The organism is Defluviimonas aquaemixtae, from assembly GCF_900302475.1.
Taxonomy (GTDB): domain Bacteria; phylum Pseudomonadota; class Alphaproteobacteria; order Rhodobacterales; family Rhodobacteraceae; genus Albidovulum; species Albidovulum aquaemixtae.
In genome coordinates this window covers 95,653-120,953 of record NZ_OMOQ01000001.1, presented here as the reverse complement: position 1 = coordinate 120,953, position 25,301 = coordinate 95,653, and the positions used below count along the sequence as shown (strand labels likewise).

Sequence of the window (25,301 nt, the reverse complement as noted above, 5' to 3'; positions counted from 1 at the left end):
CCGTCCAAGTCGCTCCATCCTTGCCCGCCCCGCCCGGGCGAGACAACCCGCCTTTGCCTTGACTCGCCTGCTGCGACCGCGTAGAGCGCCCGCGATCCGGTAGCCGTCAGTGCTTCCGGTCCCCGACTGTCAGGGGATCGCCATCCGTCAGCGCGTTGCGCCCACGGATGCGTTTTGCGTTTGGGCGGTCCCGTGCCTATCTCGGGGGCGCAAGGTGAAATGGCCAAGGAGGGCCGCATATGTTCGAGAACCTGTCAGAACGCCTCGGCGGCGTCTTCGACCGGCTGACGAAACAGGGCGCCCTCAGTGCGGAGGACGTCAAGACCGCACTCCGCGAAGTCCGAGTGGCGCTTCTCGAGGCCGACGTCTCGCTCGCCGTCGCGCGCGACTTCGTCAAGGCGGTCGAGGCGAAGGCCACCGGCCAGGCGGTCACCAAGTCCGTCACGCCCGGCCAGCAGGTCGTCAAGATCGTCCACGATGCACTCGTGGATGTCCTTCGCGGCGCCGAAGATCCCGGCACGCTCAAGATCGACAACCCGCCCGCGCCGATCCTGATGGTTGGCCTTCAGGGCGGCGGCAAGACGACAACCACCGCCAAGATCGCCAAACGGCTGAAGGAGCGCGAGAAGAAGCGCGTCCTCATGGCCTCGCTCGACACCAACCGCCCGGCGGCGATGGAGCAACTCGCCATCCTCGGCGCGCAGGTCGGCGTCGACACTCTGCCGATCGTGAAGGGCGAGAGCGCGGTGCAGATCGCCAAGCGCGCAAAGCAGCAGGCGACCTTGGGCGGCTACGACGTCTACATGCTCGACACAGCGGGCCGGCTTCATATCGACGAAGTGCTGATGAACGAGGTTCAGGCCGTCCGCGACGTGGCGACCCCCCGCGAAACGCTTCTCGTCGTAGACGGCCTCACCGGTCAGGTCGCCGTCGAAGTGGCCGAGGAATTCGACGCCAAGGTCGGCATCACCGGCGTTGTTCTCACCCGGATGGACGGTGACGGCCGCGGCGGTGCCGCGCTTTCCATGCGCGCCGTGACCGGCAAGCCGATCCGCTTCGTCGGCGTCGGCGAAAAGATGGACGCGCTCGAAACCTTCGAGGCAGAGCGCATCGCGGGCCGCATCCTCGGCATGGGCGACATCGTGGCGCTCGTCGAGAAGGCGCAGGAAACGCTCGAGGCCGAACAGGCCGAGCGCATGATGAAGCGGTTCCAGAAGGGACTCTTCAATATGAACGACCTCAAGGGCCAGCTTGAACAGATGCTCAAGATGGGCGGGATGCAGGGCCTCATGGGGATGATGCCCGGCATGGGCAAGCTGTCGAAGCAGATCGACGAGGCCGGGTTCGACGATTCCGTCCTGCGCCGCCAGATCGCGCTCATCAACTCGATGACCAAGAAGGAACGCGCCAACCCCGCGCTCCTCCAAGCCTCGCGCAAGAAGCGGATCGCCGCCGGGTCCGGCCTCGAGGTCTCCGATCTCAATCAGCTTATCAAGATGCACCGCCAGATGGCGGACATGATGAAGAAGATGGGCAAGATGGGCAAAGGCGGAGCACTCAAGCAGGCGATGAAACAGATGATGGGCAAGGGCGGCATGCCCGATCCCTCGAAGATGAACCCCGCCGAGATGGAAGCAATGGCCAAGGGCATGCGCGAAGGCATGGGCGGCGGCCTGCCGGGCGGTCTCGGCGGCATGAAGCTGCCAGCCGGGCTGTCGGGCCTTGGCGGGATGGGTAAGAAGAAGTGACGGGCGCAGACGTCCATATACCCAGCCTGACGACCGAAAGGCTTATCCTTCGCTGCCCCGTGCGTGAGGATTTCGAGCCGTTCGCGGCGATCCTCGCCTCCCCTCGCGCGCGCTTGATGGGGGGACCCTTCGATCGGTCTGGCGCCTGGTCATTCTTCGCCAGCGACCTCGCCTCGTGGCATCTCGACGGCTACGGCGGCTGGAGCGTCACAGACCGCGCGTCGGGGCACTTTCTCGGGCAGGTGGCGATCGCGAAGCCCGCGCGCTTCCCCGAGACCGAGCTTGGCTGGTGCGTGACCGAAGAGGCGGAGGGCAAGGGGATTGCTTTCGAAGCGGCCGAGACCGCGCGGCGCTGGGGGTTCGCGGTTCGCGGGCTCGAGACGCTCGTCAGCTACATCGATCCCGCCAACGCCCGCTCCATTGCGCTTGCCGAACGACTCGGGGCGGTCCGCGACGACGCCGCCGAACGCGCCGACCCCGATGATCTGGTGTACCGCCATCCTGTTTCGAGGGCCGCATGAAACCCGCGCTCGTCAACACGCCGGTCCTGAACACCGAACGGCTGGTCCTGCGCGCGCCGCTTCCGCAGGACTGGCACGCCTTCGCGGATTTCCTCGCTTCGGACCGGTCGCGCTTCATCGGCGGCCCGAAGGACCGCACCGATGCCTGGCGCGCCTTCGGCCATGTAATCGGTATGTGGGTACTGCGCGGCTTTGGCTCTTTCGTCTTCACCTCCAAAGGCGACGACACGGCGCTTGGCATGACTGGCCCTTGGTATCCCGAAGGCTGGCCGGAACGTGAACTCGGTTGGACTGTCTGGACGCCGGCGGCGGAGGGCAAAGGCTACGCTTTCGAGGCTGCGAAGGCGGCTCGCGACCATGCCTTCCGCGATCTCGGCTGGGACACGGCGGTCAGCTACATCGACGGCGGCAACACCCGCTCGATCGCCCTCGCCGAGCGCCTCGGCGCGGTCTGCGACCCCGCCGCCGCGACGCCCGACCACGATGATGACGACGTGCCCTGCCTCGTCTACCGCCATCCGAAGCCGGAGGGGCAGGGATGATCCGCCCCTGGGAACAGCCCCCGACCGGTGCCGCCGCCGATGTCGCCGCGACGCTCGCGGCCGCGATCCCGGTCATCGAGACGGAACGCCTGACGCTTCGCGCGCCGAGGATCGGGGATTTCGGCGCCTATGCCGAGATCTACATGTCCGACCGCTGGCCGGGTCATCACGCGGCGACGCGCGAGGAAGTCTGGCTCGACTATTGCCAGATGATCGCCGGCTGGCTCTTGCGCGGCACGGGCGTGATGGCGATCGAGCGTCGGGAGGGCGGCGCGCTGCTCGGCTTCGTCATCCTCAACCACGAATACGGCGACCCGGAGCTTGAGCTCGGCTGGGTCCTGACGGCCGAGGCCGAGGGCCGGGGTTATGCCACCGAAGCGGCCCGGGCGCTTCGCGACGACGCCGCGGCAATGGGTCTAACGGAGCTCGTCAGCTATATCGACCCGGAAAACGCCCGCTCGGTCCGCGTAGCCGAGCGTCTCGGCGCGCGGCGTGACAAGGCCGCCGAAGCGGGTATCGCTCACCCGGTCCTCGCCTACCGCCACCCGAGGGAGAGCCGCGCATGAGCCCGAGCGCCCTCATCTCCGCGGCGGCCCGTCACGCCCGGTGTCGGGACAAATGCCCGACGGATGCCCGACGTAAACCCAACGCCTGCCAGCCCCTCATCCGGAGGCCCGAATGAACGACCCGACCACCCTCGCCGCGGGCCTTCTGAAAGGCCACCGCGAGTCGATCGACCGGCTCGACGCAATTCTCGTCTACACGCTGGCGGAACGGTTCAAGCACACCCAGGCGGTGGGCCGGCTGAAGGTCGAACACGACCTTCCGCCGTCTGACCCGGCGCGCGAGGCGATCCAGATTGCACGTCTCGAACGGCTCTCGAAAGAGGCCGATCTCGATCCAGAATTCGCCAAGAAGCTACTCAATTTCGTGATCAGCGAAGTCATCCGGCATCACGAGAGACTGCAAAAATAACCAAGAAATAGCAGGCACTTGCCTGCTTCAGAGCCAAGCATAGGAGAAACTGACATGGCTATGAAAATCCGCCTCGCCCGTGGGGGCTCCAAGAAGCGGCCGTTCTACTCGATCGTCGCCGCCGACTCCCGGATGCCCCGCGACGGCCGCTTCATCGAGAAGCTCGGTACCTACAGCCCGCTGCTGCCGAAGGATTCGGAAGACAGGGTGAAGATGAACATGGAGCGCGTGCAGTACTGGCTCGACCAGGGCGCCCAGCCGACCGACCGGATCGCGCGCATGCTGGAAGCTGCCGGCGTGAAGGAAAAGGCCGAACGCGCCAACATGAAGAAGGCCGAGCCCGGCGAGAAGGCCAAGAAGCGCGCCGAAGAGAAGGTCGCGAAAGCCGCCGCCGCCGCCGAAGCCGCCGCCGCGCCGAAGGAAGAGCCGGTTGAGGCTGCAGCAGAAGAGCCGGCTGAAACCGCCACCGAGGCGCCTGCTGAGGCGCCGGCGGAAGAGACTGCCGAAGCCCCTGCGGAAGAGGCCGCGGCCGAAGAAGCGAAGTCCGAATAAGGTCTTGAAAAGATATGCTGTTCGGCTTCTTCATTCGCCGGATCGTGACCGTGACTGTCTGCGCGGCCTCGTTCTGGCTGGGCATGAAGACCGAACGGCTGATCGAGCCGAAACCGGCCGCCGCCAAAGTGGCGGCCGATTGCCCGGAGGCGCCGAATGGCAACTGACAGGATCTGCGTCGGCGCCATCTCTGGCGCCTTCGGCGTCAGGGGCGAAGTGCGGCTGAAAAGCTTCTGCGCTCAACCCGAGGCGATCACGGACTATGCCCCGCTCTATACCGAAGACGGCAGCCGCAGCTTCACCTTAAAGATCACCCGCACGATCAATGGCGGTCTGGCGGCGCGGCTGTCGGGCGTTTCGACGAAGGAGGCAGCCGACGCGCTGCGCGGGATCTCACTTTTTGCCGACCGTTCGAAGCTTCCGAGCCTGCCGGACGACGAGTTCTACCACGCCGACCTGATCGACCTTGAAGTCTTCGACACCGGCGGCGTCAAACTCGGCAATGTCCGGGCGATCTATGACCATGGCGCGGGCGACATCCTCGAAGTTCACGCGCCGGGCCGCAAGACGACGCTCCTTCTGCCTTTCACGAAGGCCGTTGTCCCAACCGTCGACCTGACCGCCGGCCGGATCATCGCCGACCCGCCGCAGGAGAGCGAGGCATGAGCGACGACAAGCCCAGATCCCACGGGCGGCTCTCGATTTCCGCCTCGATCAAGCCGCGCGAGCTGATGACCGCGACGGCGCGCGTCAAGGGCGCGTGGTGCGCGAAGGTCATCACGCTCTTCCCCGACGCGTTTCCGGGCACGCTGGGGCATTCGCTGACCGGAAAGGCCCTTCAGGAGCGGCTTTGGGCGCTGGAGACGATCGACCTGCGCCTCTTCGGCATCGGCAAGCACCGCAACGTGGACGACACGCCGGCAGGCGGCGGCGCGGGCATGGTGCTACGCGCCGACGTGGTGGCCAAGGCATTCGACGCGGCTGCCATCGGAACGCATGAAGACCGCGCTCGCTGGCCGGTGATCTACTTATCTCCCCGGGGCAAGACCTTCAATCAGGCCATGGCCCGCAGGCTCGCCGCGACCGACGGTGTGACGATGCTGTGCGGCCGGTTCGAGGGCGTTGATCAGCGCGTTCTCGACCATTACGCAGTCGAAGAGGTGAGCCTTGGAGACTTCGTTCTGACCGGCGGAGAGATCGCCGCCCAGGCGATAATCGATGCAGTCGTACGGCTCTTGCCCGGCGTCCTTGGTAATGCGAGTTCCACCGAAGAGGAAAGTCATTCGCGCGGGCTGCTGGAGCATCCGCACTATACCCGACCGGCCGTCTGGGAAGGCCGGGAGATACCGGCGGTCCTGACCTCGGGCCATCACGGCGAGATTGAGAAATGGCGGCGCGCACGGGCCGAGGAGCTGACGCGCGAAAGGCGTCCGGACCTGTGGGCGGCCCATCAGCGCCGACAAGAGAATATCTGACGCGGATTGACTTGCTTTCGCGCGACAATATCCCTTGATCGCAGCGCCCTTCACCCCTATACCCCGCCCGTCCGGGGCTCAATCGAGTCGTCCGGGCGTGTCGTTTATTGGCTCATGCCCTTCGCTTTCTTCGGCAAGGCACGGCCAAGGATGGCAGCAGGCTGGAAATGACGACCTGACCTCCGGCGGGCGCTCTAGGCGGACCCGATGAAGACCAGGAGCTCTCAAGGCGCACTAGACCATCGCGGGACTACCGCGAGCATAGGAAAGGATCTCGCGATGAACCTGATCGCGCAATTGGAGGCCGAGCAAATCGCTTCTCTGGCCAAGTCCGTCCCTGACTTCAAGGCGGGCGATACGGTTCGTGTCGGATACAAGGTGACGGAAGGCACGCGCAGCCGCGTGCAGAACTACGAAGGCGTCTGTATCGCCCGCAAGGGCGGAAACGGCATCGCCGCTTCGTTCACCGTCCGCAAGATATCCTTCGGCGAAGGCGTGGAGCGCGTCTTCCCGCTCTATTCGACCAACATCGAGTCGATCGAAGTCGTGCGCCGCGGAAAAGTCCGTCGCGCGAAGCTCTACTATCTGCGCGACCGTCGCGGCAAATCTGCCCGGATCGCCGAAGTCACCAACTACAAGCCCAAGAACGCGGCTGAGGCTTAAGGAACGGGGCCATGAAAAAAGACATCCATCCCGGTTACCACATGGTCGAGGTCAAGCTGACCGATGGTACCACCTTCCAAACCCGGTCGACCTGGGGCAAGGAAGGCGACACACTGACACTCGACATCGATCCTTCGGCCCATCCGGCCTGGACCGGCGGCTCGGCCAAGCTTATGGATACGGGCGGCCGCGTGTCGAAATTCAAGAACAAGTACGCGGGTCTCGGATTCTGAGGCCGTTGCGCTTCCCAACAGGAAGCGCACAACATATAGTGGGGGCGCGCTGGAAACGGCGCGCCTTTTGAGTCTCGAGAACGGGGACAGGGACGTGGCGCATATCATCGTTGTTGGCAACGAAAAGGGCGGGTCTGGCAAATCGACAACCTGCATGCATGTGGCGACCGCACTCGTCCGGATGGGCCACAAGGTGGGCGCCCTCGATCTGGACCTGCGCCAGCGCAGTTTCGGGCGCTATGTCGAAAATCGCCGTGCCTATGCGCGCAAGGAAGGGCTTGAACTGCCGATCCCCGATTACCGCGATCTGCCCGAGATCGACCAGTCGAGCCTTGCGGCCGGCGAAAACGTCTATGACAGGCGGCTTTCTGCGGCGGTGGCCGGGCTCGAACGCGATGCGGAATTCATCCTGATCGACTGCCCCGGATCACACACGCGGCTGAGCCAGGTCGCCCATTCGCTGGCCGACACGCTCATCACGCCCTTGAACGACAGCTTCATCGACTTCGACCTTCTGGCGCGAGTCGATCCGGATACGAGCCGCGTAATCGGCCCGTCGATCTATTCGGAGATGGTGTGGCACGCGCGTCAGTTGCGGGCGCGTGCGGGGCTGAAGCCTATCGACTGGGTGGTGGTGCGGAACCGCCTCGGCGCTCAGGCGATGCACAACAAGAGGAAGGTTGGCGCGGCGCTGGAACAGCTCTCCAAGCGTATCGGGTTCCGTGTCGCGCCGGGTTTTTCGGAGCGCGTGATTTTCCGCGAGCTGTTTCCGCGCGGCTTGACGCTTCTCGACCTGCGCGACGTGGGTGTCGGCAATCTCAATATCTCGAACGTGGCGGCGCGTCAGGAGGTGCGGGACCTCATGCGCGAACTGCAACTGCCCGGGGTCGAGATCGCGTTCTGACCCGGTCAGGCAGCCTGGCGAGCTGAGCGGTGGAACAGCATCGGAAGCGCGGTACGGCTGCGATGCTTCTTCTCGGCACCCATGTTCGCGAGGCGCGTGTCGAACACGTCGGGCGTCTCGGACTTGCCCCGGATCAGCTGGCTCAGGATAGCGGCGGCGAGTTTCATCTTGTGGTCCTGTCGTTTCGGTTCCGTGCCCCTCGATACTGAGCATCATTCCGACCGGTGTCCGAATGATGGCACGGCTTGGGTCTTTCGGGGGATTTCTCGCGGCCAGGTTGTACCGAAATGAGTCAATTCCTGTTTGCGTCCCGGCTTTGTTTCGTCTGCGCGGAAGAACGGTTCGCCTCGCTCTCCGGCTGCGATATAAGCGGTCCATGCAGGTTGCCGCCCCGCCCCATTTTCCGCCGCGCGCCGGCCGTGCCCACGAGGTGTGTGGCGCGGGGGCTTTGTTCTTCGCCTTCGTCGCGGTCGGACTTTCCGGCGGACCGGTGCTCTGGGTCCGCGAAGGCTGGCAGGCCGATCGCATCAATCCACTCGGCTACGCTTCCTATTGCGATCCCGACCGGCTGCTTCTGGCCTCCGGCAAGGACCAGACCGAAGTGCTGGCGGTCACGGAGGAAGCCTTGAGGTCGGGCGCGGTATCGTTTGTCGTGGCCGAGATCGGCAAGCCTCTGAGCCTCGTCGCCGGGCGGCGGCTGCAGCTTGCTGCCGAGGCGGGGAAGGCCGCAGGGCTCTGCATCATTCCCGAAGGCATGGGCAGCAACGCGGCCGAGACGCGCTGGCATTGCCAGCCCGCCTTCGACCCTCGGGACTCGACTCTGCAACGCTGGAAGCTTATTAAGAACAAATCAGGAACATTAGGCGCCTGGGATGTGCGATGGGATGCTGAGGCGCGTCGTGTCATTGTGGTTTCCGAGACTGCCCAGCGACCGGGTTCTGAGGGCGCGCCCGGTTGAGGGCCCCTTCGCGCTGACCCGGAAGGAGAAAAGCGCCGACCGCCTCTCCTGCCTGAACCTCGCCGCCGAACGGCAGGGGCTGTCCCGCGGCATGACCTATTCGGACGCCCGCGCCTTCTGCCCCGATCTGCAAAGCCGGCCAGCCGACGAGACCGCCGACCAGCGCTTCCTGCACGTGCTCCGCCGCTGGGCCACGCGCTACTGTCCCTGGGTCGGGCTCGAGGGCCGCGACGGGCTGGTCCTCGACATCACCGGCTCGGCCCATCTCTGGGGCGGGGAGTCCGCGCTGCTCGAGGACATGCGCCGGGGGCTCGTCCGCGCAGGCCTGACCGTGCAGATCGGGCTCGCCGATACGCGCGGCGCGGCTTGGGCGCTTGCGCGTCATGGCGAAGGCGTAGCCCAGCCGGACGAGGGGCTTGCCCGGATCGCCCCCCTGCCTGTCGCGGCGCTCAGGCTCGACGACGAAACCTGCACCGCGCTCCAGCGGCTCGGCCTCCGCCGCATCGCCGATCTGGCCGGGACGCCGCGCGCCACGCTGACCCGCCGCTTCGGCCCCGGCGTTGTCCTGCGCCTCGACCAGGCGCTCGGCGCGCAGCCCGAGGAGATATCGCCGCTGGCCGAGCCGCCCCATTTCGGCGTGCGCATGACGCTGCCAGAGCCCATCGGGCTCGCCGCCGACGTCATGGCTGGGGCCGCGCGGTTGCTCGACCAGCTCTGCGCGAAACTGAAGACTGAGGAGATGGGCGCGCGCACCCTCAGCCTGACGCTGAGGCGGGTCGATCAGGAAAGCCAGCAGGTGGAGTTGCGGCTGGCGCGTGCGCTCCGCGATTCGGGCCGCATCCTTCCCCTCTTCGAACGCGGGCTCGGCGCGGTCGATGCGGGCTACGGCATCGACCAGATGCGGATCGAGGCGGTCCGGGTCGAGCCCCTGCCGGTCGAACAGCTCGGCCATGTCGCGGCGAAGCGCGGCGATGCGCTCGACGATCTCATCACCCGGATCGGCACGCGGATCGGGCTCGAGAACATCCAGCGATTCCTGCCCGCCGACAGCCATATCCCCGAACGCGGCCACATCATCGCGCCTGCCGCCTGGTCTCGGCCCGAAGGCCCGTGGATCAGCCTCCGCCCCCGGCCCTTGCGGCTTTTCCCGCCCGAACCGATCGCGGGGACCGGCCCGCGCCCGCCCGAACGCTTCCGCTGGCGGCGCATGGCGCTGACCGCTGCCCGCGCCACGGGGCCGGAGCGGATCGCGCCGGAATGGTGGCTCGAGGACGAGAACTGGCGCTCGGGCATGCGAGATTACTGGCATGTCGAGACCCGGCAGGGCCGGCGGCTCTGGCTGTTCTACACGCCGCAACGCCCCGGCTGGTTCGTGCAAGGGGAATTCGCATGACCGCCCGGAACGGAGCCCCACAAGCGCCCCACGGCTACGCCGAGCTTTGCGTGACGACCAACTTCACCTTCCTCACCGGCGCCTCGCATCCCGAGGAAATGGTCACCCGCGCCGCGGAACTCGGGCTCGAGGCCATCGCCATCACCGACCGCAACTCGCTCGCCGGCGTCGTGCGCGCCTATTCGGCGCTGAAGGAACTGAGGCGCGAGGCCGAAGAGGCCATCCGCATCCGCTCGCAACATCGCATCGACTCCTGTTCGCGTCAGGAAATCGGCTCTCCGCAGCCGATCGCCCGCCCCGCCGCCCCGAAACTGCCGCGGCTGATCACCGGCTGCCGGCTCGTGTTGCGCGACAGCCCGGTCGACTGGGTGGCGCTGCCGAAGAACCGCGCCGCCTATGCCCGCCTGACCCGGCTCCTGACGCTCGGCAAACGGCGGGCGGAGAAGGGCGACTGCCATCTCGACCTCAGGGACATGCTGGACGGCTGCACGGGCATGATCCTTATCGCGCTGCCTGAGCGGGGTGCGCCCGCGCGCATGGTCGCGGCCCATCTCCGCATGGCGGTGAAACGCTTCCCCGGCCAAGTCTTCATCGGCGCCGCGCCGCGCTACGACGGCGGCGACAGGGAATACTTCCAGCGCTCAGCCCGCCTCGCCCACCGGGCGGCCGCTCCGATGGTCGCCGTGGGCGATGTCATGATGCACCGCGCGCAGCGCCGTCAGCTTGCCGACGTGCTGACCTGCCTGCGCGAGAAGATCACCATCGACGAGATCGGCACCCGCGCGCTGCCGAACGCCGAACGGCGGCTGAAGGACGCCGGGGACATGGCGCGGCTCTTCCGCGACCATCCCGCAGCACTCCGCCGCACGCTGGAGATCGCCGCGAAATGCAGCTTCTGCCTAAGCGAACTCAGCTACGAATATCCCGACGAGATCGCCGAGGGCGAAGCCCCGCAGACCCGGCTCGAACGGCTGACGGAGGCGGGGCTGGAACGTCGCTATCCCAAAGGCGTACCCGACCGCTACCGCGCCATGGCCGACAAGGAGCTGCGGCTCGTCGCCGATCTCGGCTTCGCCGCCTATTTCCTCACCGTCCACGACATCGTCTGCTACGCCCGCACAAAAGGAATCCTCTGCCAGGGCCGCGGCTCGGCCGCCAACTCGATCCTCTGCTATGCGCTCGGCATCACCGATGTCGGCCCCGAACAGATCACGATGGTCTTCGAGCGCTTCGTGTCGAAATATCGCGGCGAGCCGCCCGATATCGACGTCGATTTCGAGCACGAGCGGCGCGAGGAGGTGATCCAGCACATCTACGAGAAATACGGCCGCCACCGCGCCGGGCTCTGCGCCACCGTGATCCACTTCCGTTCCCGCGCCGCGATCCGCGAGGTGGGCAAGGTCATGGGGCTGTCGCAGGACGTTACCGCGAGCCTCTCGGGCCAGATCTGGGGCATGTCGAACGGCGGCGCCGACCCCGAGCGCATCCGCGAACTGGGCCTCGACCTTGGCGACCGCCGGCTGGCCCAGACGATCCGGCTGATCGGCGAGGTCATCGGCTTTCCGCGTCACCTCTCCCAGCATGTCGGCGGCTTCGTCATCACCAAGGGGCGGCTCGACGAGCTCTGCCCGATCGAGAACGCGGCGATGGAGGACCGGACCGTCATCGAATGGGACAAGGACGACATCGACACGCTCGGCATCCTCAAGGTCGACGTGCTCGGCCTCGGGATGCTCACCTGCATCCGCAAGGCCTTTGACCTGATGAAGGAACATGAGCGGCAGGCGCTCACGATCGGGAGCATCCAGCAGGAGGACAAGGCGACCTACGATATGCTCTGCGTCGCCGATGCGATCGGCGTCTTCCAGGTCGAAAGCCGGGCGCAGATGAACTTCCTGCCCCGGATGCGGCCGCGCACCTTCTACGATTTGGTGATCGAGGTCGCCATCGTCCGCCCCGGTCCGATCCAGGGCGGTATGGTCCACCCCTATATCAATCGCCGCCAGGGGCGGGAGACGGTGAACTACCCCTCGAAGGAACTGGAGGACGTCCTTGGCAAGACGCTCGGCGTGCCGCTCTTTCAGGAACAGGCAATGCAGATCGCCGTGGTCGCCGCCGGCTTCACGGCGGAAGAGGCCGACCGGCTTCGCCGCTCGCTCGCCACCTTCCGGAGGATGGGCACGATCGGCACCTTCCGCGACCGCTTCATCAACGGCATGCTGGAACGCGGCTACGAGCCCGACTTCGCCGAGCGCTGCTTTTCCCAGATCGAGGGCTTCGGCGAATACGGCTTCCCCGAAAGCCACGCCGCCGCTTTCGCGATGCTCGCCTATGTCTCGGCCTGGCTGAAATGCCATCACCCGGCGGTCTTCGCCTGCGCGCTTCTCAATTCCCAGCCGATGGGCTTCTACGCGCCGGCCCAGATCGTCCGCGATGTCCGCGAACACCAGGTCGAGGTGCGCCCGATCTGCATCAACGCGAGCGGCTGGGACAACACGCTGGAACGGCGCACCGACGGGGCGCTGGCGCTCAGGCTCGGCTTCCGCCAGATCAAGGGGTTCCGCGAGGAGGACGCGAGCTGGATCGTCGCGGCGCGCGGCAACGGCTACCGCCACCCCGAAAGCCTGTGGCTGCGCGCGGGCGTCGCGCCCGCGGCGCTGGAACGGCTGGCCGAGGCGGATGCCTTTTCCGATATGGGGCTCACGCGGCGCGACGCGCTCTGGGAGGTCAAGGCGATCCGCGGACAGCGGCCGCTGCCGCTTTTCAACGATCCGATCGACGGCGAGGGCATCCGCGAGGCGGAAGTGGAACTGCCTCCGATGCATCTCGGCGAGGAGGTCGTGGAGGACTACGTCGCGATGCGCCTCTCTCTGCGCGCCCATCCGATGGAGCTTCTGCGCCCCGCCCTGCCGGGCCTGACGCCGCATGCGGAACTGGCCACAGCGCCGCCGGACCGGGTCACGGTCTGCGGCCTTGTCATCACCCGCCAGCGTCCGGGCACGGCATCGGGCGTGATCTTCCTGACGCTCGAGGACGAAACCGGGGTCTGCAATGTCGTGGTTTGGCCCAAGGTCTACGAACGGTTCCGCCGCGCCGTCATGGGCGGGCGGCTTCTGCGCGTCACGGGACCCTTGCAGCGCGAGGGGATCGTGGTCCACCTGATCGCCCAGCGGATCGAGGACGTCTCCCATCATTTGGGCGAACTCGGCCATCCGATGGATGACGCAATCGGCGTCACGCAGCCGCAGGCCGACGATGCGCCGCGCCCGCCGAAACCGGCGATCCCCGCACGCCATCCCCGGGAACAGGCCAAGGTACTGTTCCCAAGCCGGGATTTCCACTGAACGCCCCTGCAGCCAGCCATCCGAAAGCGGCCCGCGAGGGGCGAACAGGCGTCAGATGAGATCGCGCAGCACCGGATCGAGCGCCGCTGCCACCTCGGCATGGACGCGCGGGCCAGGCATCGCCGCCGCCGCAGGCTCATCAAGGGGGGCGAAGTGCATCCCGTCCGTCCCTGCAGACAACGCCCCGTCACTCGGGCGCATCCGCAGAAGCGTGCTTGCGAACGGGCGGACGGCCGCCACCATGCTTTCGTCGAGCAGCAGCGGTTCGGAGCCAAGCCCATCCTGCACCGCGGCCGCGATCTCGGGCCCTTCGATCCACAAGAGCACGGTCTTGCTCTCGACCTTCTGCAACAGGAGCCGCATGCGCGCGACCCAGGCGGATTTCAGTTCTTCCTCAACAAGGGCGTATTTGTCCGGCGCCTGCCGCTTCAGCGAAGACAACATGTGGCGCGTGAAGTGGAACTCGGTGAAATCGACCTCGCAAAAGATCGTCTTCATCAGTGTCGAGGCGCGCAGGAACCGGTCGTTGCGCCGCGGATGGACCGCGTAGAACCGGTTCGACATGTTCTGCGCGCCCATGAGTTGGATCACCGTCACGCGGGCCTTCGAGCAGGCGTCAATGATGACCGGCTCGCTCACGAAGACATCGGTGCCGGCGTTCATGTAGCCGAAATTGACCACCGGGATGCCGACCGTCTTCTCCAGAAGCGCGGGATAGGGCTGTTCGACAAACTTCCCGTAGGTCTCGGTCCCGCCGAGCACCGCGGCATAGTCGTCCTCCAGTTTGCGCCGCGGTCCGCGGAACAGCAGCTTCGACTGCCCGTAACGGCACGGAAAATAGTCCAGGGCACACCCGCCCCCGTATTCGTAGGCCATGGTTTCCCACCCTCCTTTCGATTCACCCAGGCAACACTCTGCCCCCCAAGCCTTGCCAAATGCCTAAGCGCCTTGGGACGGGTCGCCGACCGCCGCGCTTATGCCTTGCACCCGGCCGGAAGCGGTGCCTATGGTCTTGCGCGAAAGCGAAGCGAGGTTCGGGCAATGGAAATCAGAACGGTCGGCATCGTCGGGGCGGGCCAAATGGGCAACGGCATCGCTCATGTCTTCGCGCTCGCTGGGTTCGACGTCCTCATGACCGACATCAGCCAGGAAGCGCTCGACGCGGCGATGGCTCTCATCGACCACAACATGGACCGCCAGATCTCGCGTGGAAAGATTTCTGAGACCGACAAGGCCAAGGCGCTTGGTCGAATCAAGACGACGTTGAAACTGGCCGAGTTGGGCAAGACCGACCTTGTGATCGAGGCGGCGACCGAACGCGAAACGGTCAAGCAGGCGATCTTCGAGGATCTGCTGCCGCATCTTAAGCCTGAGACGATCCTGACCTCGAACACTTCGTCGATCTCGATCACCCGGCTTGCCAGCCGCACCGACCGACCCGAGAAGTTCATGGGTTTCCACTTCATGAACCCGGTCCCGGTGATGCAGCTCGTCGAGCTTATCCGCGGCATCGCGACCGACGACCCGACCTATCAGTCGATGGTGAAGGTCGTGGAGAAGCTAGGCAAGACCGCGGCAAGCGCGGAGGATTTCCCCGCCTTCATCGTCAATCGCATCCTCATGCCGATGATCAACGAGGCCGTCTATACGCTCTATGAGGGCGTCGGCTCAGTGAAGTCGATCGACCAGAGCCTTAAACTCGGTGCGAACCATCCAATGGGCCCCCTGGAATTGGCCGATTTCATTGGCCTCGACACCTGCCTCGCAATCATGAACGTGCTTCACGAAGGGCTTGCCGACACGAAGTACCGTCCATGTCCTCTGCTGACGAAGTATGTCGAGGCGGGCTGGCTCGGTCGCAAGACCGAGCGCGGTTTCTACGACTACCGCGGCGAAACCCCGGTTCCCACGCGCTGATCCTCGGCGCTACACGGCTCCTCCGGCCTCGCCTAGGGCAAGCGTGGTTTTTCGCAGCCAGGCCAGCATTCCGCGCGGATCGCTTGCCCAGTTCCTCAGCTCTTCCTGCTGGATCGGGCGGCCGATCACCGGCGCCTGCGGCTTGTAGAGCGCCCGGTATATCTCGTGCAGCAAGAGACCCTGCCGGAAGGTGGCCGACAACTTGTCGGCGACGTGATACAGCCGCGTGTTCTGGCCCGGAAAGAAGATCGGCAGCACCATCGCACCGGAACGCATCACCATCTTCGCAGTGAAAGGGTTCCATTCGGGCTCGATCGCTGGCCCGAAGAAGCCCTTCGTGGTCGCGACCCTGCCGGCGGGAAACAGGATGATCACGCCGCCATCCTTCAGATGCGTCATACAGGTGTTGCGCATCTGCAGGCTAAGCTCGCGGGCGTTGTTCTCATGCGGGAACGGCACGGGGAGCATGTGATGCTCAATCTCGGGGATACCGGTCAGGAGGGAGCGCGTGAGAATCTTGTAGTCGGTGCGCACCCGGCCCACGAGCTCGCCCATCACGAGGCCGTCGACGAGGCCGTGGGGATGGTTCGCGACGACGACAACCGACCCGGTCCTCGGGATACGCGCAACCTGCTCTTCAGGCGTCAGGATGTCGATGCCCATCGTCCGAACGGCCTTGGTGAAGAACGGCTGGCCGATTGGAACACCGGTGCGTTCGAACTGTCGGATGAGGCGGATCAGGTGCAGCTTTCCGGTCATCCATTCGATCGTGCGAATGGCTCCTGCCTTCACCGGGTTGGTGAAAGTCCCGGCATAGGAAAGCCGGCGCATCTGGTAGGGTTTCGACGCGGCCTGGCTGGGTATCCTCTCGCCGATGTCCGGCGCCGCCTCTGTCTCTTGGCCGTCCGTCAAAATCCGGGGATCCTCCGAATCCAGTTCAGGCAGGCTCAGTAATCCTCCCCGAAGCGGTTGGCAACCAGCGCGTCGAGCGCGTCGGCAAGTTTGTCGGCCTCCGGACCGCTCGTCCGGACATCGATCGTACTGCCCCGAGAAGCGGCGAGCATCAGGAGCCCCATGATTGAATCGCCCGAAACACTCATTCCGTCGCGGCCCACTTCGGCAGTGGCGTCATGCGCCTCGACCACTTCCACAAACTTTGCCGAAGCGCGGGCATGCAACCCCTTTTCGTTGACGATCTTAATCGTCCTCACCGTCGCCGCGCCATCGCTCATTTGTTGCCCTGACCGGTTCCGACGTAGCAGTTGATATATTTGCGGCCGGCGTCGAGCGCCGAGGCCGCCGCCTGCGGGACGCTCAGATGGCGCGACTTGGCCAGTTTGATAAGCATCGGAAGGTTCGCGCCGTAGAGGATTTGGCGGTTTCCCTCGGTACACGCGTCGAGGCTGAGATTCGAAGGCGATCCGCCGAACATGTCGGTCACCACGACGACCCCGTCGCCGGTATCCACGGCGTTCGCGGCCGCGCGGATTTCCGCCTGCTTGGCCGCGCGGTCATGATTGTCCTCGATGGCGATCGCGCGCATGCCGGACTGCTTGCCAACGACATGTTCAACCGCGGAAAGGTATTCCCGCGCCAGTCCGCCATGTGCGACGATCACGATTCCGATCACGCCCTGTCACCCCGCCTTGGTCCGGTCGTCCCGCTAGCCCTACGTTCAAGTTCCCGGTGCCTCTTAGACACCTGCCAACCAGCCTCTGCAAGCGCTTTGGCCATCATTTCCGTAACGACAACCGACCGGTGTTGCCCACCTGTGCACCCGAAGCCGATCGCAAGGTGGCTCTTGCCCTCATCGACATGCGCCGGAAGGAGAATGAGCAGCAGATCTCGCGTCCGGGCGAAGAAGTCCGGGAACCGGGGATCATCAGCGACGAAATCCGCGACATCCGGCGCCGTGCCGTCGAGCGGGCGTAAAGCTTCCTCCCAATGCGGATTCTTCAGGAACCGGCAGTCGAACATCATGTCGAGCCCGCGCGGGACCCCGCGTTTGTAGGAAAAGGAATGGATTGAAACGGCGAGCCGTGTCGAGGCGGTGCGCGCAAACCAGCGGGCGACTTCGGCCTTGAGATCATGCGGCGAAAGTTCCGTCGTGTCGATCAAGACTTCCGCGCGCACGCGGATCGGCGCGAGGAGGTCGATCTCGCCAGCAACGCCTTCTGCCGGCGTACCGGCGCCTGACAGAGGATGGCGGCGCCGGGTTTCGTTGTAGCGGCGGATCAGCTCATCGGGTCGGCAATCGAGATAGAGAACCTCGGGATCGATATCAGGAAGCCGGGTCAGCCGGTCGATGAGCTCGATGAGTGACGTAACCGAGAAATCCCTGTTGCGAACGTCGATGCCCAGCGCGAGGGGCCGCGCGATCGGCGGACCGTCGAGAAGCCGCGGAATGAGGCTGATCGGCAGGTTGTCGATGGCTTCGTAGCCGAGATCCTCGAGCGCATGGATCGCGGTTGAACGCCCAGCCCCAGACGGACCGGTCACCAGCACCACGCGCTGGCCGGTTTGCTGGTCTTCTGCCGGTCGTGAGGCATCCATGGTCGTCATTCAATTCGTCCGGCCTTGAGATATTGCATGATCGCAGCTGGAAAATGGGCACTCTCGACCCTGTGAAGAAGAGGCAGCTCGACGCCCAGCACCTCGGTGACGCGCCAGGGCGGCAGACGTTCTCGCTCTTCCTGCCCGAGATCGACGGCCAGCACGACCCGCGCGGCCGTCTCGTTCTCGGCGGCAAGAATGCCCACGCCACGCGCCTCGATCTGACCATGGATTCCGCGCGGCGGCATGGCGATCAATGTGGCCTCACGCGAGGAGACGAATGTACGGTCGTCGGCAACGAATGCACATCCGAATGCCATGAGTTGAAGCGCAAGCCCCGACTTTCCGCTTCCCGATGGTCCCAGAATCAGAAGGCCGCGCCCCGACAAGGAAATGCACCCGGCATGCAAGATGACAGAGTTCGGCGGCTCCCGGTTCACACCGGAAGGCCCACGACAAAGCGGGCTCCCAGCGGTTCCGACGTGATATCGGCATCCGTGGGCCGGATGTTCTCTGCCCAGATCACACCGCCATGCGCCTCGACGATCTGCTTGGAGATCGCGAGACCAAGTCCCGAATGCTCGCCAAACTGGCCTTCCGGCCGTTCGGAATAGAACCGCTTGAATATTTTGGTCAGCGCCTGATCTGGAATGCCGGGTCCGGTATCCTCTACGACTACGAGCACGCGGTTCTCGCGCTTGCGCGCCCAGACACGAACGGCGTCGCCCTCCGAGCAGAACGAGATGGCGTTGGTGATGAGGTTCACGAATACCTGCGCGAGCCGTCCCTCGAGGCCCTGAATCACGATTGGCTCCGGCGGCAAGTCGGAGATGAAATCGACCCCTTTCGCCCTTGCCTCCGCACCGAGATACTCGGTCAGGTTCCCAAGCATTTTCACGAGGTTGAAGCTATCCTCTTCCTCTTTCACGAGCTCGCTGTCCAGCCGTGAGGCATTTGAGATATCGCTGACCAGGCGATCGAGCCGGCGAACGTCGTGGTCGATGACGTTGAGAAGCTTCTCGCGCTGATCTTCGCGTTTGGCCACTCTGAGCGTGCCGACGGCAGACCGGAGCGACGCCAATGGATTCTTGATCTCGTGTGCCACGTCGGCGGCGAATTGTTCGTTCGCCTCGATCCGGTCGTAGAGCGCGGCCACCATTCCGCGCATCGCGCCTGACAGCCGCCCGATCTCGTCCGGTCGCGCAGTCAGATCCGGTATCCTGACGCGGTTCGGGCTCATCTTGCGGGCGTTCTTGTCGCGGCCGAGTTCGGCAGCGGCGGCAAGGTCGGACAAAGGGTTGGCAATCGTCGAGGCGAGCACCAGCGACAGGCCGATCGAAACGATGATCGCGATGACGAACATCTGCAGGACCTGCTCGCGTTCCACCCGCACTAGCTGGTCGATCTCGCCCGCGCCCGAAGTGACCGCCACGACGCCGATCACACTGTCCCCGTGACGGATTGGCGTCGCAACCGTGAACACCGCCTCACCGGCCACGTCGCGGCCCGTGCGGATCCGCGTCTCGCCGCCCAGCGCGCCGGGAATGAGGTCGCGGGCCATGTCCTCCGTGGCGACGGCCGTTTCCTGCGCGCTTTCCGGAGCAAGCAGGCTCGCGATTGCCTCCCAGACCGTATTCAAGATGTCTACGATGAGCGTCGAACGATGGTCGCGCTCCAGCCCAGCGACGATTTCGGGAGCGGGTCGTTCAATGCCCAGAGTGGACATGAGCAACCGCTCTTTCGTGTCAAAGAGAAAGAGCTCCGCGCCCTGCGGCAGTTCGATTCCAAGCGCGGTGCGCCGCACATCGATGCCGTCGGCCGTGGCGATGTCGATCGGATCACCGTCTCGCGGCAGCTGCGCCTCGAACACGTTAGCAATGATCTGCACCTCGGCGACGAGCCCGCTTTCGCGCTGCAGGACGAGGCTGTCACGAAACGGGTTGAGGTAAAGTACGCCCGCGACCAGAACGATCATCGCCATCAGGTTGAACGTGATGATCTTCCGCGCAAGCGGCGAGCGGTTAAGCGAGATGAATCCACGCCGTTCGCGTCCGGCTTTCAGCTCGGATTCGACAAAACCTTCGGGCGCGGTCCAGTCCTCGCCGAGGACCACGTCCGCGCGGCGGGACTCAGTTCGATCGCGCAAGTCGATCCTCGACGCCAGCGTCATTCTTCGTTGTAGCGATACCCGATACCATAGAGCGTTTCGATTGCGGAGAAGTCGTCATCCACTGTCCGCATCTTTTTTCTCAGCCGCTTGATGTGGCTGTCGATCGTCCGGTCGTCGACATAGACCTGATCGTCATAGGCCACATCCATCAGCTGGTCGCGGCTCTTAACGAAACCGGGCCGCTGGGCCAATGCCTGCAGAAGCAGGAATTCCGTCACCGTCAGCGCAACGTCACGCCCTTTCCAGGAGACAGAATGACGGAGCGGGTCCATCGTGAGTGAGCCCCGCGTCATGATCTTGGTTTCCTCGGTCGTCGCGACCTCGCCCGAAGCAATGGCTTCCTGTCGCCGCAGGAGCGCGCGGATGCGCTCAACCAGAAGTCGCTGCGAAAAGGGCTTCTTGACGTAGTCGTCCGCGCCCATCCGAAGCCCGAGAACCTCGTCGATCTCATCGTCCTTGGATGTCAGGAAGATCACCGGCATTGAAGTCTTCTGACGCAGGCGCTGAAGCAGTTCCATTCCGTCCATGCGGGGCATCTTGATGTCCAGCACGGCCATGTCCGGCAGGCGCTTGTTAAACGCGTCCAGCGCCGCCTGACCGTCATTGTAGGTTTCGACTTCGTACCCTTCCGCCTCAAGCGTCATCGACACGGACGTCAGGATGTTCCTGTCGTCATCGACCAGTGCAATCCTCGACATGTTCGCTTTCCTCGTTCTGCTCTCGTCTTGTTTCTCTTTGTTTTCCCGACATTGTCCATTTTCCGGAATGCAGAAGCAACCGATATGTGCGAATCGGTGCCATCCACCGAATCATGCGGCGCGAAAAATCTGCGGGTTTGACCAATTTGCCTCACATCCTGCGACCGTCGCCAAATCGGTATCACCATTCCCGTCATGATTGCGCTAAACCGGCAATGATGGCGCTAACCCCGACATTGCCTTCTATTCCAAGCGTCTAGCGACATGCTATACGGGGCCATGTCGGCCCCGTTTGGGGGCGGCCGGCGCCCGTGACGGTGGCAGGGGTGCGTGCTCACTGGAACTCAGACAGCGCCGCGACGCGGAAACGGGAGCTTGCGATGAAAGACGGACGTGTGAACCCCTCGCACCGGTTGGAACACCAGGGAATCGAGGGGCTTGGCCACGTCTTCTACAACCAGCTCGAGCCGGCGCTGGTCGAGGCCGCGCTGAAGCGCGGCGAGGGAACACTCGGCAAGGGCGGCTCCCTGCTTACCACCACCGGAAGGCATACCGGCCGGTCCCCCAAGGACAAGTTCGTCGTCCGGACGCCGTCGGTCGAGGACACGATATGGTGGGAAAACAACGCGCCGATGACGCCCGAGGCCTTCGACCGGCTGTACCTCGACATGCTGGCCCACATGAAGGGCGGCGACTACTTCGTGCAGGACCTCTATGCCGGCGCCGAGCCCGAGCATCGCCTTGATGTGCGGGTTGTCACCGAGCTTGCCTGGCATGGGCTGTTCATCCGCCACATGCTGCGCCGTCCGGAACGGTCCGAGCTTGACGATTTCATCCCCGAATTCACGATCATCAACTGTCCCTCTTTCAAGGCCGATCCTGAACGCCACGGCTGCCGATCCGAAACGGTGATCGCACTGAACTTCGACAAGAAGCTGATCCTGATCGCCAACAGCGCCTATGCGGGCGAAAACAAGAAATCGGTCTTCACGCTGCTCAACTACATCCTGCCCGGCAAAGGCGTGATGCCGATGCACTGCTCTGCGAACCACGCGATCGGCGATCCTGACGCCGCCGCCGTTTTCTTCGGCCTGTCGGGCACCGGCAAGACGACGCTCTCCGCCGATCCGTCCCGTACGCTGATCGGCGACGATGAACACGGTTGGTCCGAGAGGGGCACCTTCAACTTCGAGGGCGGTTGCTACGCCAAGACCATCTCGCTCTCGCGCGATGCGGAGCCGGAGATCTACGCCACGACCGAAAAGTTCGCGACCGTGATCGAGAACATGATCTTCGATCCCGAGACCTTGGAACTCGATTTCGAGGACGCGAGTCTCACGGCGAACATGCGCTGCGCGTATCCTCTCGACTACATATCGAACGCCTCGACGACGGCGCTTGCGGGCCATCCGAAGAACATTATCATGCTGACCTGCGACGCCTTTGGCGTGCTGCCGCCCATCGCGCGGCTGACGCCGGCGCAGGCGATGTATCACTTCCTGTCGGGCTTCACCTCGAAGGTCGCAGGGACCGAGCGCGGCGTGACCGAGCCCGAGCCCACCTTTTCAACCTGCTTCGGCGCGCCCTTCATGCCGCGCCGGCCGGAAGTTTACGGCAAGCTCCTGCAGGAAAAGATTGCGCGCCACGGCGCGACCTGCTGGTTGGTGAACACGGGCTGGACGGGCGGCGCCTACGGCACAGGTTCGCGGATGCCGATCCGTGCGACTCGTGCGCTTCTGACGGCGGCACTCGACGAATCGCTGAACGAGGTGCAGTTCCGCAGGGATCCGAACTTCGGTTTCGAAGTGCCGGTCAGCGTGCCAGGTGTGGCTGACGTGCTTCTCGACCCACGCCAGACCTGGGCGGACGGCGCGGCCTATGACGCCCAGGCGCAAAGGCTTGTGAACATGTTCGCGGACAATTTCGCCCAGTATGTCCCGCATATCGACGCGGAAGTGAAAGCGGCCGCGATCGGATAGGCGTGCGCTGCCCCGCCTTCCCGCCTTTGGGCTGGAGCGCGCGCCGGCAATTTCGACAAGAATTGACGATCAGAGCGTGAGCGCCCGGCGGACAAGGTTGAGCCCGCTAATGGCGAGCACGATCAGCGTCCAGCGCCGGAAACGGCGAGCATCGAGTCTGTCCTGAATCGAGAAGCCGAACCAGAGGCCGGCGAGCGCGGGAACGGATAGGAACACCGACAGCGGAAGTGTCTCTGCGTTGGCCACGCCCGAGCCAAGATGCGCGGCCAGAAGCATCGCCGATCCAATCATATAGACCACTCCCTGGACACGCACGTTCTCGCGTTTTTCGACGTCGAGCGAGATGAGAAGAGCGATCGTCGGTGGCCCCCAGACGCCCGAGATGCCGCCGAAGAAGCCGCCCACGATGCCGGTCACGACCTCTGCCCGCGCGCGGTTATGGGCCTCGAACCGCAGTTGCCAGCCGGCGAGTTGGCTGAGCGCGAAGGCGACGATTGGCAGGCCGAGCGTGGCCAGAAGCACGGCCTGCGGCATCACGGGAACCGCCTGCGCCGCCAGAGCGATCACGACGCAGAGTGTAATCAGCAGCCGGCGGTATTCCCAGGCAGTGGCAATCGCAGCCGACCACCCCTGCCTCAAGGCCTGGGCGAGATTTGTGGCGAGCGTCGGGAGGATCAGCGCGGCGAGTGCCTGTTCCGCCGGCAGGAAGGAGGCTAGTCCGGAAATCATAATCATCGGCATCGCGAAGCCGACGGCGCCTTTGACGATGCTCGCGAAGACTGTGACGGCGACGGCCAGCGCAAGTACCGTCAAATCGTGTCCGAACATGCGTTGGCGCTCCTTCCGCGCCCGCTATAGCCACTGCGGAAGAGACGCGCATCCGAAAAACAGCTAGGTCATTTTAGTACGGCTAAGCGTGTACACGCGAATTATTATTGCGCTGCAAGTGCAAAATAGCTAGGACAGTGCGAGTGCAGAAAAGGAGCCGCCGATGCCGCATGATGGAGCCGACAGTCCGAATGCAGCAACCCTTCGCGACCTGCTGACGCTGACCGAAGACGCTCTGTCTCCAGTCGAGAAGTTGCTGGGCGAAGCGCGGTCCAACCTGCGGGCAAAGGTTTCAATCGACGGCAAAATCTCCGGCGCGGCCCTGGAGAGGCATCAGTTTGCTGCGCACGCGTTATCGTGGCTCGCCACCTACGTGGAATCGCTTCGCCAGATGCGCGCCTGGGCCGGACGGATTACCGAGGCTGGCGCGTTCGGCGAGATGGAGGCGCTGATCCTTCAGATCGGCTTCGGGGAATACCTCGCGCAGATCGCCGGCGGCATTCCGATGAGCCAGGGTGAAACGGCGCGGCTGTCCGATCTCGGGCTGAACTGGAAGCCGGAAGGCGCTGCGGCAACGCTGATCGCGGGCGGCAATACGACCACGTCGAGGACACGGCTTGTCGCGCTCATGCGCGACAACCATGGACGATCAACCTTTGGCGTGACCGGCCTCGACGACGAGCTGGAAATGATCCGCGACCAGTTCCGACGCTATGCCGAGGAGCGGGTGGTGCCGAGCGCGCATGACTGGCACCTCAAGGACGAGCTGATCCCGATGGAGATCATCGAAGAACTGGCGGAGCTTGGCGTCTTCGGGCTGACGATTCCCGAAGAGTTCGGCGGGCTGGGTCTGTCCAAAGCATCCATGGTCGTCGTGTCGGAAGAATTGTCACGCGGCTATATCGGCGTCGGCTCGCTCGGCACCCGGTCCGAGATCGCGGCAGAGCTCATCCTGTGTGGCGGGACACCCGAGCAGAAGGCGCGCTGGCTGCCGAAACTTGCGTCTGGGGAAATCCTGCCGACTGCCGTTTTTACCGAACCGAACACCGGGTCCGATCTCGGCGCGCTCCGGACCCGCGCGGTCACGGACGGCGAGGACTGGCTGGTTACTGGCAACAAGACTTGGATCACGCACGCGGCGCGGACCCATGTGATGACGCTCCTTGCACGGACCGATCCTGCGACGACCGACTACCGGGGACTATCCATGTTCCTCGCGGACAAGACACCAGGTACGGATGATAACCCATTCCCCACACCCGGCATGACGGGAGGCGAGATCGAGGTTCTGGGTTACCGGGGCATGAAGGAATACGAACTCGGCTTTGACGGGTTCCGGGTGAAGGGCGAAAATCTGCTTGGCGGCGTGGAGGGTCAGGGTTTCAAGCAGCTCATGCAGACCTTTGAATCCGCCCGCATCCAAACTGCAGCCCGCGCGATTGGCGTGGCCCAATCGGCGCTGGAAGTGGGGATGCAATACGCCGAGGACCGCAAGCAGTTTGGCAAGAGCCTCATCGAATTTCCCCGAGTGGCCGGCAAGCTCGCGATGATGGCGGTGGAGATCATGATCGCCCGGCAACTCACCTATTACAGCGCCTGGCAGAAGGATCACGACAGGCGCTGCGACCTCGAGGCCGGAATGGCCAAGCTTCTGGGCGCCCGGGTGGCTTGGGCTGCCGCGGACAATGCCTTGCAGATCCACGGCGGCAACGGTTTCGCGCTCGAATACCAGATCAGTCGGATCCTCTGCGATGCACGCATCCTGAACATATTCGAGGGCGCGGCAGAGATTCAGGCGCAGGTGATCGCGCGGCGGCTTCTGGACGGTGCGAAGTAAGGAATCGCCCG

At 64.6% G+C, this 25,301-nt stretch carries 27 protein-coding genes and 1 pseudogene; 18 read left to right on the top strand and 10 right to left on the bottom strand.

Features of this window, described 5'->3' with window-relative positions; all coding sequences use genetic code 11:
• Positions 1 to 239: 239 nt before the first annotated feature.
• From ffh to DEA8626_RS00670, 12 genes and pseudogenes are all read left to right on the top strand, one after another.
• Positions 240 to 1,748: a signal recognition particle protein gene (gene ffh / locus DEA8626_RS00720; RefSeq protein WP_108851165.1), complete on the top strand. Its 1,509-nt coding sequence runs from the start codon at positions 240 to 242 to the stop codon at positions 1,746 to 1,748.
• Positions 1,745 to 2,269 carry a GNAT family N-acetyltransferase gene (locus tag DEA8626_RS00715; RefSeq protein WP_219929145.1) on the top strand — a complete coding sequence of 175 codons (525 nt, stop codon included), beginning with the start codon at positions 1,745 to 1,747 and terminating at the stop codon, positions 2,267 to 2,269. The genes ffh and DEA8626_RS00715 overlap by 4 nt, the downstream gene beginning before the upstream one ends.
• Entirely contained in the window at positions 2,266 to 2,811 is a 546-nt protein-coding gene (locus DEA8626_RS00710; protein ID WP_108851164.1) for a GNAT family N-acetyltransferase, read from the top strand. The genes DEA8626_RS00715 and DEA8626_RS00710 overlap by 4 nt, the downstream gene beginning before the upstream one ends.
• Positions 2,808 to 3,377 carry a GNAT family N-acetyltransferase gene (locus DEA8626_RS00705; RefSeq protein ID WP_108851163.1) on the top strand — a complete coding sequence of 190 codons (570 nt, stop codon included), beginning with the start codon at positions 2,808 to 2,810 and terminating at the stop codon, positions 3,375 to 3,377. Before DEA8626_RS00710 ends, DEA8626_RS00705 begins: the two co-directional genes overlap by 4 nt.
• 112 nt (positions 3,378 to 3,489) lie before the next feature.
• Complete coding sequence (locus DEA8626_RS00700; RefSeq protein WP_108851162.1) at positions 3,490 to 3,786, top strand: chorismate mutase; 297 nt, start codon at positions 3,490 to 3,492, stop codon at positions 3,784 to 3,786.
• 54 nt (positions 3,787 to 3,840) lie between these two features.
• A pseudogene (gene rpsP / locus DEA8626_RS00695) lies at positions 3,841 to 4,236 on the top strand (30S ribosomal protein S16); the annotation flags it as partial.
• 116 nt (positions 4,237 to 4,352) lie between these two features.
• Entirely contained in the window at positions 4,353 to 4,505 is a 153-nt protein-coding gene (locus DEA8626_RS20940) for a hypothetical protein (RefSeq protein WP_181366319.1), read from the top strand.
• The gene (gene rimM, locus DEA8626_RS00690; protein ID WP_108851160.1) at positions 4,495 to 5,004 is read left to right on the top strand and encodes a ribosome maturation factor RimM; all 510 of its coding nucleotides are present in this window, start codon (positions 4,495 to 4,497) and stop codon (positions 5,002 to 5,004) included. Before DEA8626_RS20940 ends, rimM begins: the two co-directional genes overlap by 11 nt.
• The gene (trmD, locus tag DEA8626_RS00685) at positions 5,001 to 5,813 is read left to right on the top strand and encodes a tRNA (guanosine(37)-N1)-methyltransferase TrmD (protein WP_108851159.1); all 813 of its coding nucleotides are present in this window, start codon (positions 5,001 to 5,003) and stop codon (positions 5,811 to 5,813) included. The genes rimM and trmD overlap by 4 nt, the downstream gene beginning before the upstream one ends.
• Before the next feature lie 279 nt (positions 5,814 to 6,092).
• Entirely contained in the window at positions 6,093 to 6,476 is a 384-nt protein-coding gene (rplS, locus tag DEA8626_RS00680) for a 50S ribosomal protein L19 (RefSeq protein ID WP_108851158.1), read from the top strand.
• An 11-nt stretch (positions 6,477 to 6,487) separates the two neighbouring features.
• Positions 6,488 to 6,709 (top strand): 50S ribosomal protein L31, encoded by a 222-nt coding sequence (gene rpmE / locus DEA8626_RS00675; RefSeq protein WP_108851157.1) that lies wholly within the window; start codon positions 6,488 to 6,490, stop codon positions 6,707 to 6,709.
• Positions 6,710 to 6,803: 94 nt separating this feature from the next.
• On the top strand, positions 6,804 to 7,613 hold the full coding sequence (locus tag DEA8626_RS00670) for a division plane positioning ATPase MipZ (protein ID WP_108853251.1): 810 nt from the start codon (positions 6,804 to 6,806) through the stop codon (positions 7,611 to 7,613).
• Between the two features lie 5 nt (positions 7,614 to 7,618).
• Here the strand turns inward: DEA8626_RS00670 and DEA8626_RS20935 are convergent, their stop codons facing one another.
• Positions 7,619 to 7,780, bottom strand: coding sequence for a hypothetical protein (locus DEA8626_RS20935; protein ID WP_181366318.1), 162 nt, complete (start codon positions 7,778 to 7,780; stop codon positions 7,619 to 7,621).
• Positions 7,781 to 7,989: 209 nt separating this feature from the next.
• Here DEA8626_RS20935 and DEA8626_RS00665 point away from each other — a divergent pair, with 209 nt between their 5' ends.
• Genes DEA8626_RS00665 through DEA8626_RS00655 form a run of 3 tightly spaced genes read left to right on the top strand, consistent with a single transcriptional unit; the run spans position 7,990 to position 13,308 of the window.
• Positions 7,990 to 8,571 carry an ImuA family protein gene (locus DEA8626_RS00665; RefSeq protein ID WP_108851156.1) on the top strand — a complete coding sequence of 194 codons (582 nt, stop codon included), beginning with the start codon at positions 7,990 to 7,992 and terminating at the stop codon, positions 8,569 to 8,571.
• Positions 8,486 to 9,964, top strand: coding sequence for a Y-family DNA polymerase (locus tag DEA8626_RS00660; protein ID WP_108851155.1), 1,479 nt, complete (start codon positions 8,486 to 8,488; stop codon positions 9,962 to 9,964). Before DEA8626_RS00665 ends, DEA8626_RS00660 begins: the two co-directional genes overlap by 86 nt.
• Positions 9,961 to 13,308 carry an error-prone DNA polymerase gene (locus DEA8626_RS00655; RefSeq protein ID WP_108851154.1) on the top strand — a complete coding sequence of 1,116 codons (3,348 nt, stop codon included), beginning with the start codon at positions 9,961 to 9,963 and terminating at the stop codon, positions 13,306 to 13,308. Before DEA8626_RS00660 ends, DEA8626_RS00655 begins: the two co-directional genes overlap by 4 nt.
• 51 nt (positions 13,309 to 13,359) lie before the next feature.
• On the opposite strand, the gene DEA8626_RS00650 is transcribed toward DEA8626_RS00655, so the two are convergent.
• A complete protein-coding gene (locus DEA8626_RS00650; protein WP_108851153.1) occupies positions 13,360 to 14,184 on the bottom strand; it encodes a DUF6473 family protein in 825 nt (274 codons plus the stop codon).
• Positions 14,185 to 14,349: 165 nt separating this feature from the next.
• Here DEA8626_RS00650 and DEA8626_RS00645 point away from each other — a divergent pair, with 165 nt between their 5' ends.
• Positions 14,350 to 15,225 (top strand): 3-hydroxybutyryl-CoA dehydrogenase, encoded by an 876-nt coding sequence (locus DEA8626_RS00645; RefSeq protein WP_108851152.1) that lies wholly within the window; start codon positions 14,350 to 14,352, stop codon positions 15,223 to 15,225.
• A gap of 9 nt (positions 15,226 to 15,234) precedes the next feature.
• Here DEA8626_RS00645 and DEA8626_RS00640 read toward each other — a convergent pair whose 3' ends face one another.
• The 7 genes from DEA8626_RS00640 to DEA8626_RS00610 are packed head-to-tail and all read right to left on the bottom strand — an operon-like array spanning position 15,235 to position 20,646.
• Entirely contained in the window at positions 15,235 to 16,137 is a 903-nt protein-coding gene (locus DEA8626_RS00640; protein ID WP_245890662.1) for a lysophospholipid acyltransferase family protein, read from the bottom strand.
• Between the two features lie 35 nt (positions 16,138 to 16,172).
• Positions 16,173 to 16,457, bottom strand: a complete 285-nt coding sequence (locus DEA8626_RS00635) for an HPr family phosphocarrier protein (protein WP_108851151.1) — start codon at positions 16,455 to 16,457, stop codon at positions 16,173 to 16,175.
• Complete coding sequence (locus tag DEA8626_RS00630; protein ID WP_108851150.1) at positions 16,454 to 16,855, bottom strand: PTS sugar transporter subunit IIA; 402 nt, start codon at positions 16,853 to 16,855, stop codon at positions 16,454 to 16,456. The genes DEA8626_RS00635 and DEA8626_RS00630 overlap by 4 nt, the downstream gene beginning before the upstream one ends.
• Positions 16,852 to 17,787, bottom strand: coding sequence for an RNase adapter RapZ (gene rapZ, locus DEA8626_RS00625; protein WP_438502423.1), 936 nt, complete (start codon positions 17,785 to 17,787; stop codon positions 16,852 to 16,854). The genes DEA8626_RS00630 and rapZ overlap by 4 nt, the downstream gene beginning before the upstream one ends.
• Positions 17,784 to 18,218 carry an HPr kinase/phosphorylase gene (locus tag DEA8626_RS00620; protein WP_108851149.1) on the bottom strand — a complete coding sequence of 145 codons (435 nt, stop codon included), beginning with the start codon at positions 18,216 to 18,218 and terminating at the stop codon, positions 17,784 to 17,786. Before DEA8626_RS00620 ends, rapZ begins: the two co-directional genes overlap by 4 nt.
• Complete coding sequence (locus DEA8626_RS00615; protein WP_108851148.1) at positions 18,215 to 19,948, bottom strand: sensor histidine kinase; 1,734 nt, start codon at positions 19,946 to 19,948, stop codon at positions 18,215 to 18,217. Before DEA8626_RS00615 ends, DEA8626_RS00620 begins: the two co-directional genes overlap by 4 nt.
• Entirely contained in the window at positions 19,945 to 20,646 is a 702-nt protein-coding gene (locus DEA8626_RS00610; RefSeq protein ID WP_108851147.1) for a response regulator transcription factor, read from the bottom strand. The genes DEA8626_RS00615 and DEA8626_RS00610 overlap by 4 nt, the downstream gene beginning before the upstream one ends.
• 380 nt (positions 20,647 to 21,026) lie before the next feature.
• On the opposite strand from DEA8626_RS00610, the gene DEA8626_RS00605 reads away from it, so the two are divergent.
• Positions 21,027 to 22,625 carry a phosphoenolpyruvate carboxykinase gene (locus DEA8626_RS00605; RefSeq protein WP_108851146.1) on the top strand — a complete coding sequence of 533 codons (1,599 nt, stop codon included), beginning with the start codon at positions 21,027 to 21,029 and terminating at the stop codon, positions 22,623 to 22,625.
• Positions 22,626 to 22,694: 69 nt separating this feature from the next.
• Here DEA8626_RS00605 and DEA8626_RS00600 read toward each other — a convergent pair whose 3' ends face one another.
• The gene (locus tag DEA8626_RS00600) at positions 22,695 to 23,453 is read right to left on the bottom strand and encodes a sulfite exporter TauE/SafE family protein (RefSeq protein WP_108851145.1); all 759 of its coding nucleotides are present in this window, start codon (positions 23,451 to 23,453) and stop codon (positions 22,695 to 22,697) included.
• A gap of 163 nt (positions 23,454 to 23,616) precedes the next feature.
• On the opposite strand from DEA8626_RS00600, the gene DEA8626_RS00595 reads away from it, so the two are divergent.
• On the top strand, positions 23,617 to 25,290 hold the full coding sequence (locus DEA8626_RS00595) for an acyl-CoA dehydrogenase family protein (protein WP_108851144.1): 1,674 nt from the start codon (positions 23,617 to 23,619) through the stop codon (positions 25,288 to 25,290).
• Positions 25,291 to 25,301 lie beyond the last annotated feature (11 nt).

Excerpts from the sequence above, each read along its gene's own strand:
- DEA8626_RS00635 (WP_108851151.1), bottom strand. The coding sequence starts at position 16,457 with ATGAGCGATGGCGCGGCGACGGTGAGGACGATTAAGATCGTCAACGAA.
- DEA8626_RS00615 (WP_108851148.1), bottom strand. The coding sequence starts at position 19,948 with ATGACGCTGGCGTCGAGGATCGACTTGCGCGATCGAACTGAGTCCCGC.
- rpmE (WP_108851157.1), top strand. The coding sequence starts at position 6,488 with ATGAAAAAAGACATCCATCCCGGTTACCACATGGTCGAGGTCAAGCTG.
- DEA8626_RS20935 (WP_181366318.1), bottom strand. The coding sequence starts at position 7,780 with ATGAAACTCGCCGCCGCTATCCTGAGCCAGCTGATCCGGGGCAAGTCC.
- DEA8626_RS00645 (WP_108851152.1), top strand. The coding sequence starts at position 14,350 with ATGGAAATCAGAACGGTCGGCATCGTCGGGGCGGGCCAAATGGGCAAC.
- DEA8626_RS00650 (WP_108851153.1), bottom strand. The coding sequence starts at position 14,184 with ATGGCCTACGAATACGGGGGCGGGTGTGCCCTGGACTATTTTCCGTGC.
- rimM (WP_108851160.1), top strand. The coding sequence starts at position 4,495 with ATGGCAACTGACAGGATCTGCGTCGGCGCCATCTCTGGCGCCTTCGGC.
- DEA8626_RS00665 (WP_108851156.1), top strand. The coding sequence starts at position 7,990 with ATGCAGGTTGCCGCCCCGCCCCATTTTCCGCCGCGCGCCGGCCGTGCC.
- DEA8626_RS00595 (WP_108851144.1), top strand. The coding sequence starts at position 23,617 with ATGCCGCATGATGGAGCCGACAGTCCGAATGCAGCAACCCTTCGCGAC.
- DEA8626_RS00605 (WP_108851146.1), top strand. The coding sequence starts at position 21,027 with ATGAAAGACGGACGTGTGAACCCCTCGCACCGGTTGGAACACCAGGGA.
- DEA8626_RS00700 (WP_108851162.1), top strand. The coding sequence starts at position 3,490 with ATGAACGACCCGACCACCCTCGCCGCGGGCCTTCTGAAAGGCCACCGC.
- rplS (WP_108851158.1), top strand. The coding sequence starts at position 6,093 with ATGAACCTGATCGCGCAATTGGAGGCCGAGCAAATCGCTTCTCTGGCC.
- DEA8626_RS00710 (WP_108851164.1), top strand. The coding sequence starts at position 2,266 with ATGAAACCCGCGCTCGTCAACACGCCGGTCCTGAACACCGAACGGCTG.
- DEA8626_RS20940 (WP_181366319.1), top strand. The coding sequence starts at position 4,353 with ATGCTGTTCGGCTTCTTCATTCGCCGGATCGTGACCGTGACTGTCTGC.
- DEA8626_RS00655 (WP_108851154.1), top strand. The coding sequence starts at position 9,961 with ATGACCGCCCGGAACGGAGCCCCACAAGCGCCCCACGGCTACGCCGAG.
- DEA8626_RS00705 (WP_108851163.1), top strand. The coding sequence starts at position 2,808 with ATGATCCGCCCCTGGGAACAGCCCCCGACCGGTGCCGCCGCCGATGTC.
- DEA8626_RS00610 (WP_108851147.1), bottom strand. The coding sequence starts at position 20,646 with ATGTCGAGGATTGCACTGGTCGATGACGACAGGAACATCCTGACGTCC.
- DEA8626_RS00660 (WP_108851155.1), top strand. The coding sequence starts at position 8,486 with ATGTGCGATGGGATGCTGAGGCGCGTCGTGTCATTGTGGTTTCCGAGA.
- rapZ (WP_438502423.1), bottom strand. The coding sequence starts at position 17,787 with ATGACGACCATGGATGCCTCACGACCGGCAGAAGACCAGCAAACCGGC.
- trmD (WP_108851159.1), top strand. The coding sequence starts at position 5,001 with ATGAGCGACGACAAGCCCAGATCCCACGGGCGGCTCTCGATTTCCGCC.
- ffh (WP_108851165.1), top strand. The coding sequence starts at position 240 with ATGTTCGAGAACCTGTCAGAACGCCTCGGCGGCGTCTTCGACCGGCTG.
- DEA8626_RS00600 (WP_108851145.1), bottom strand. The coding sequence starts at position 23,453 with ATGTTCGGACACGATTTGACGGTACTTGCGCTGGCCGTCGCCGTCACA.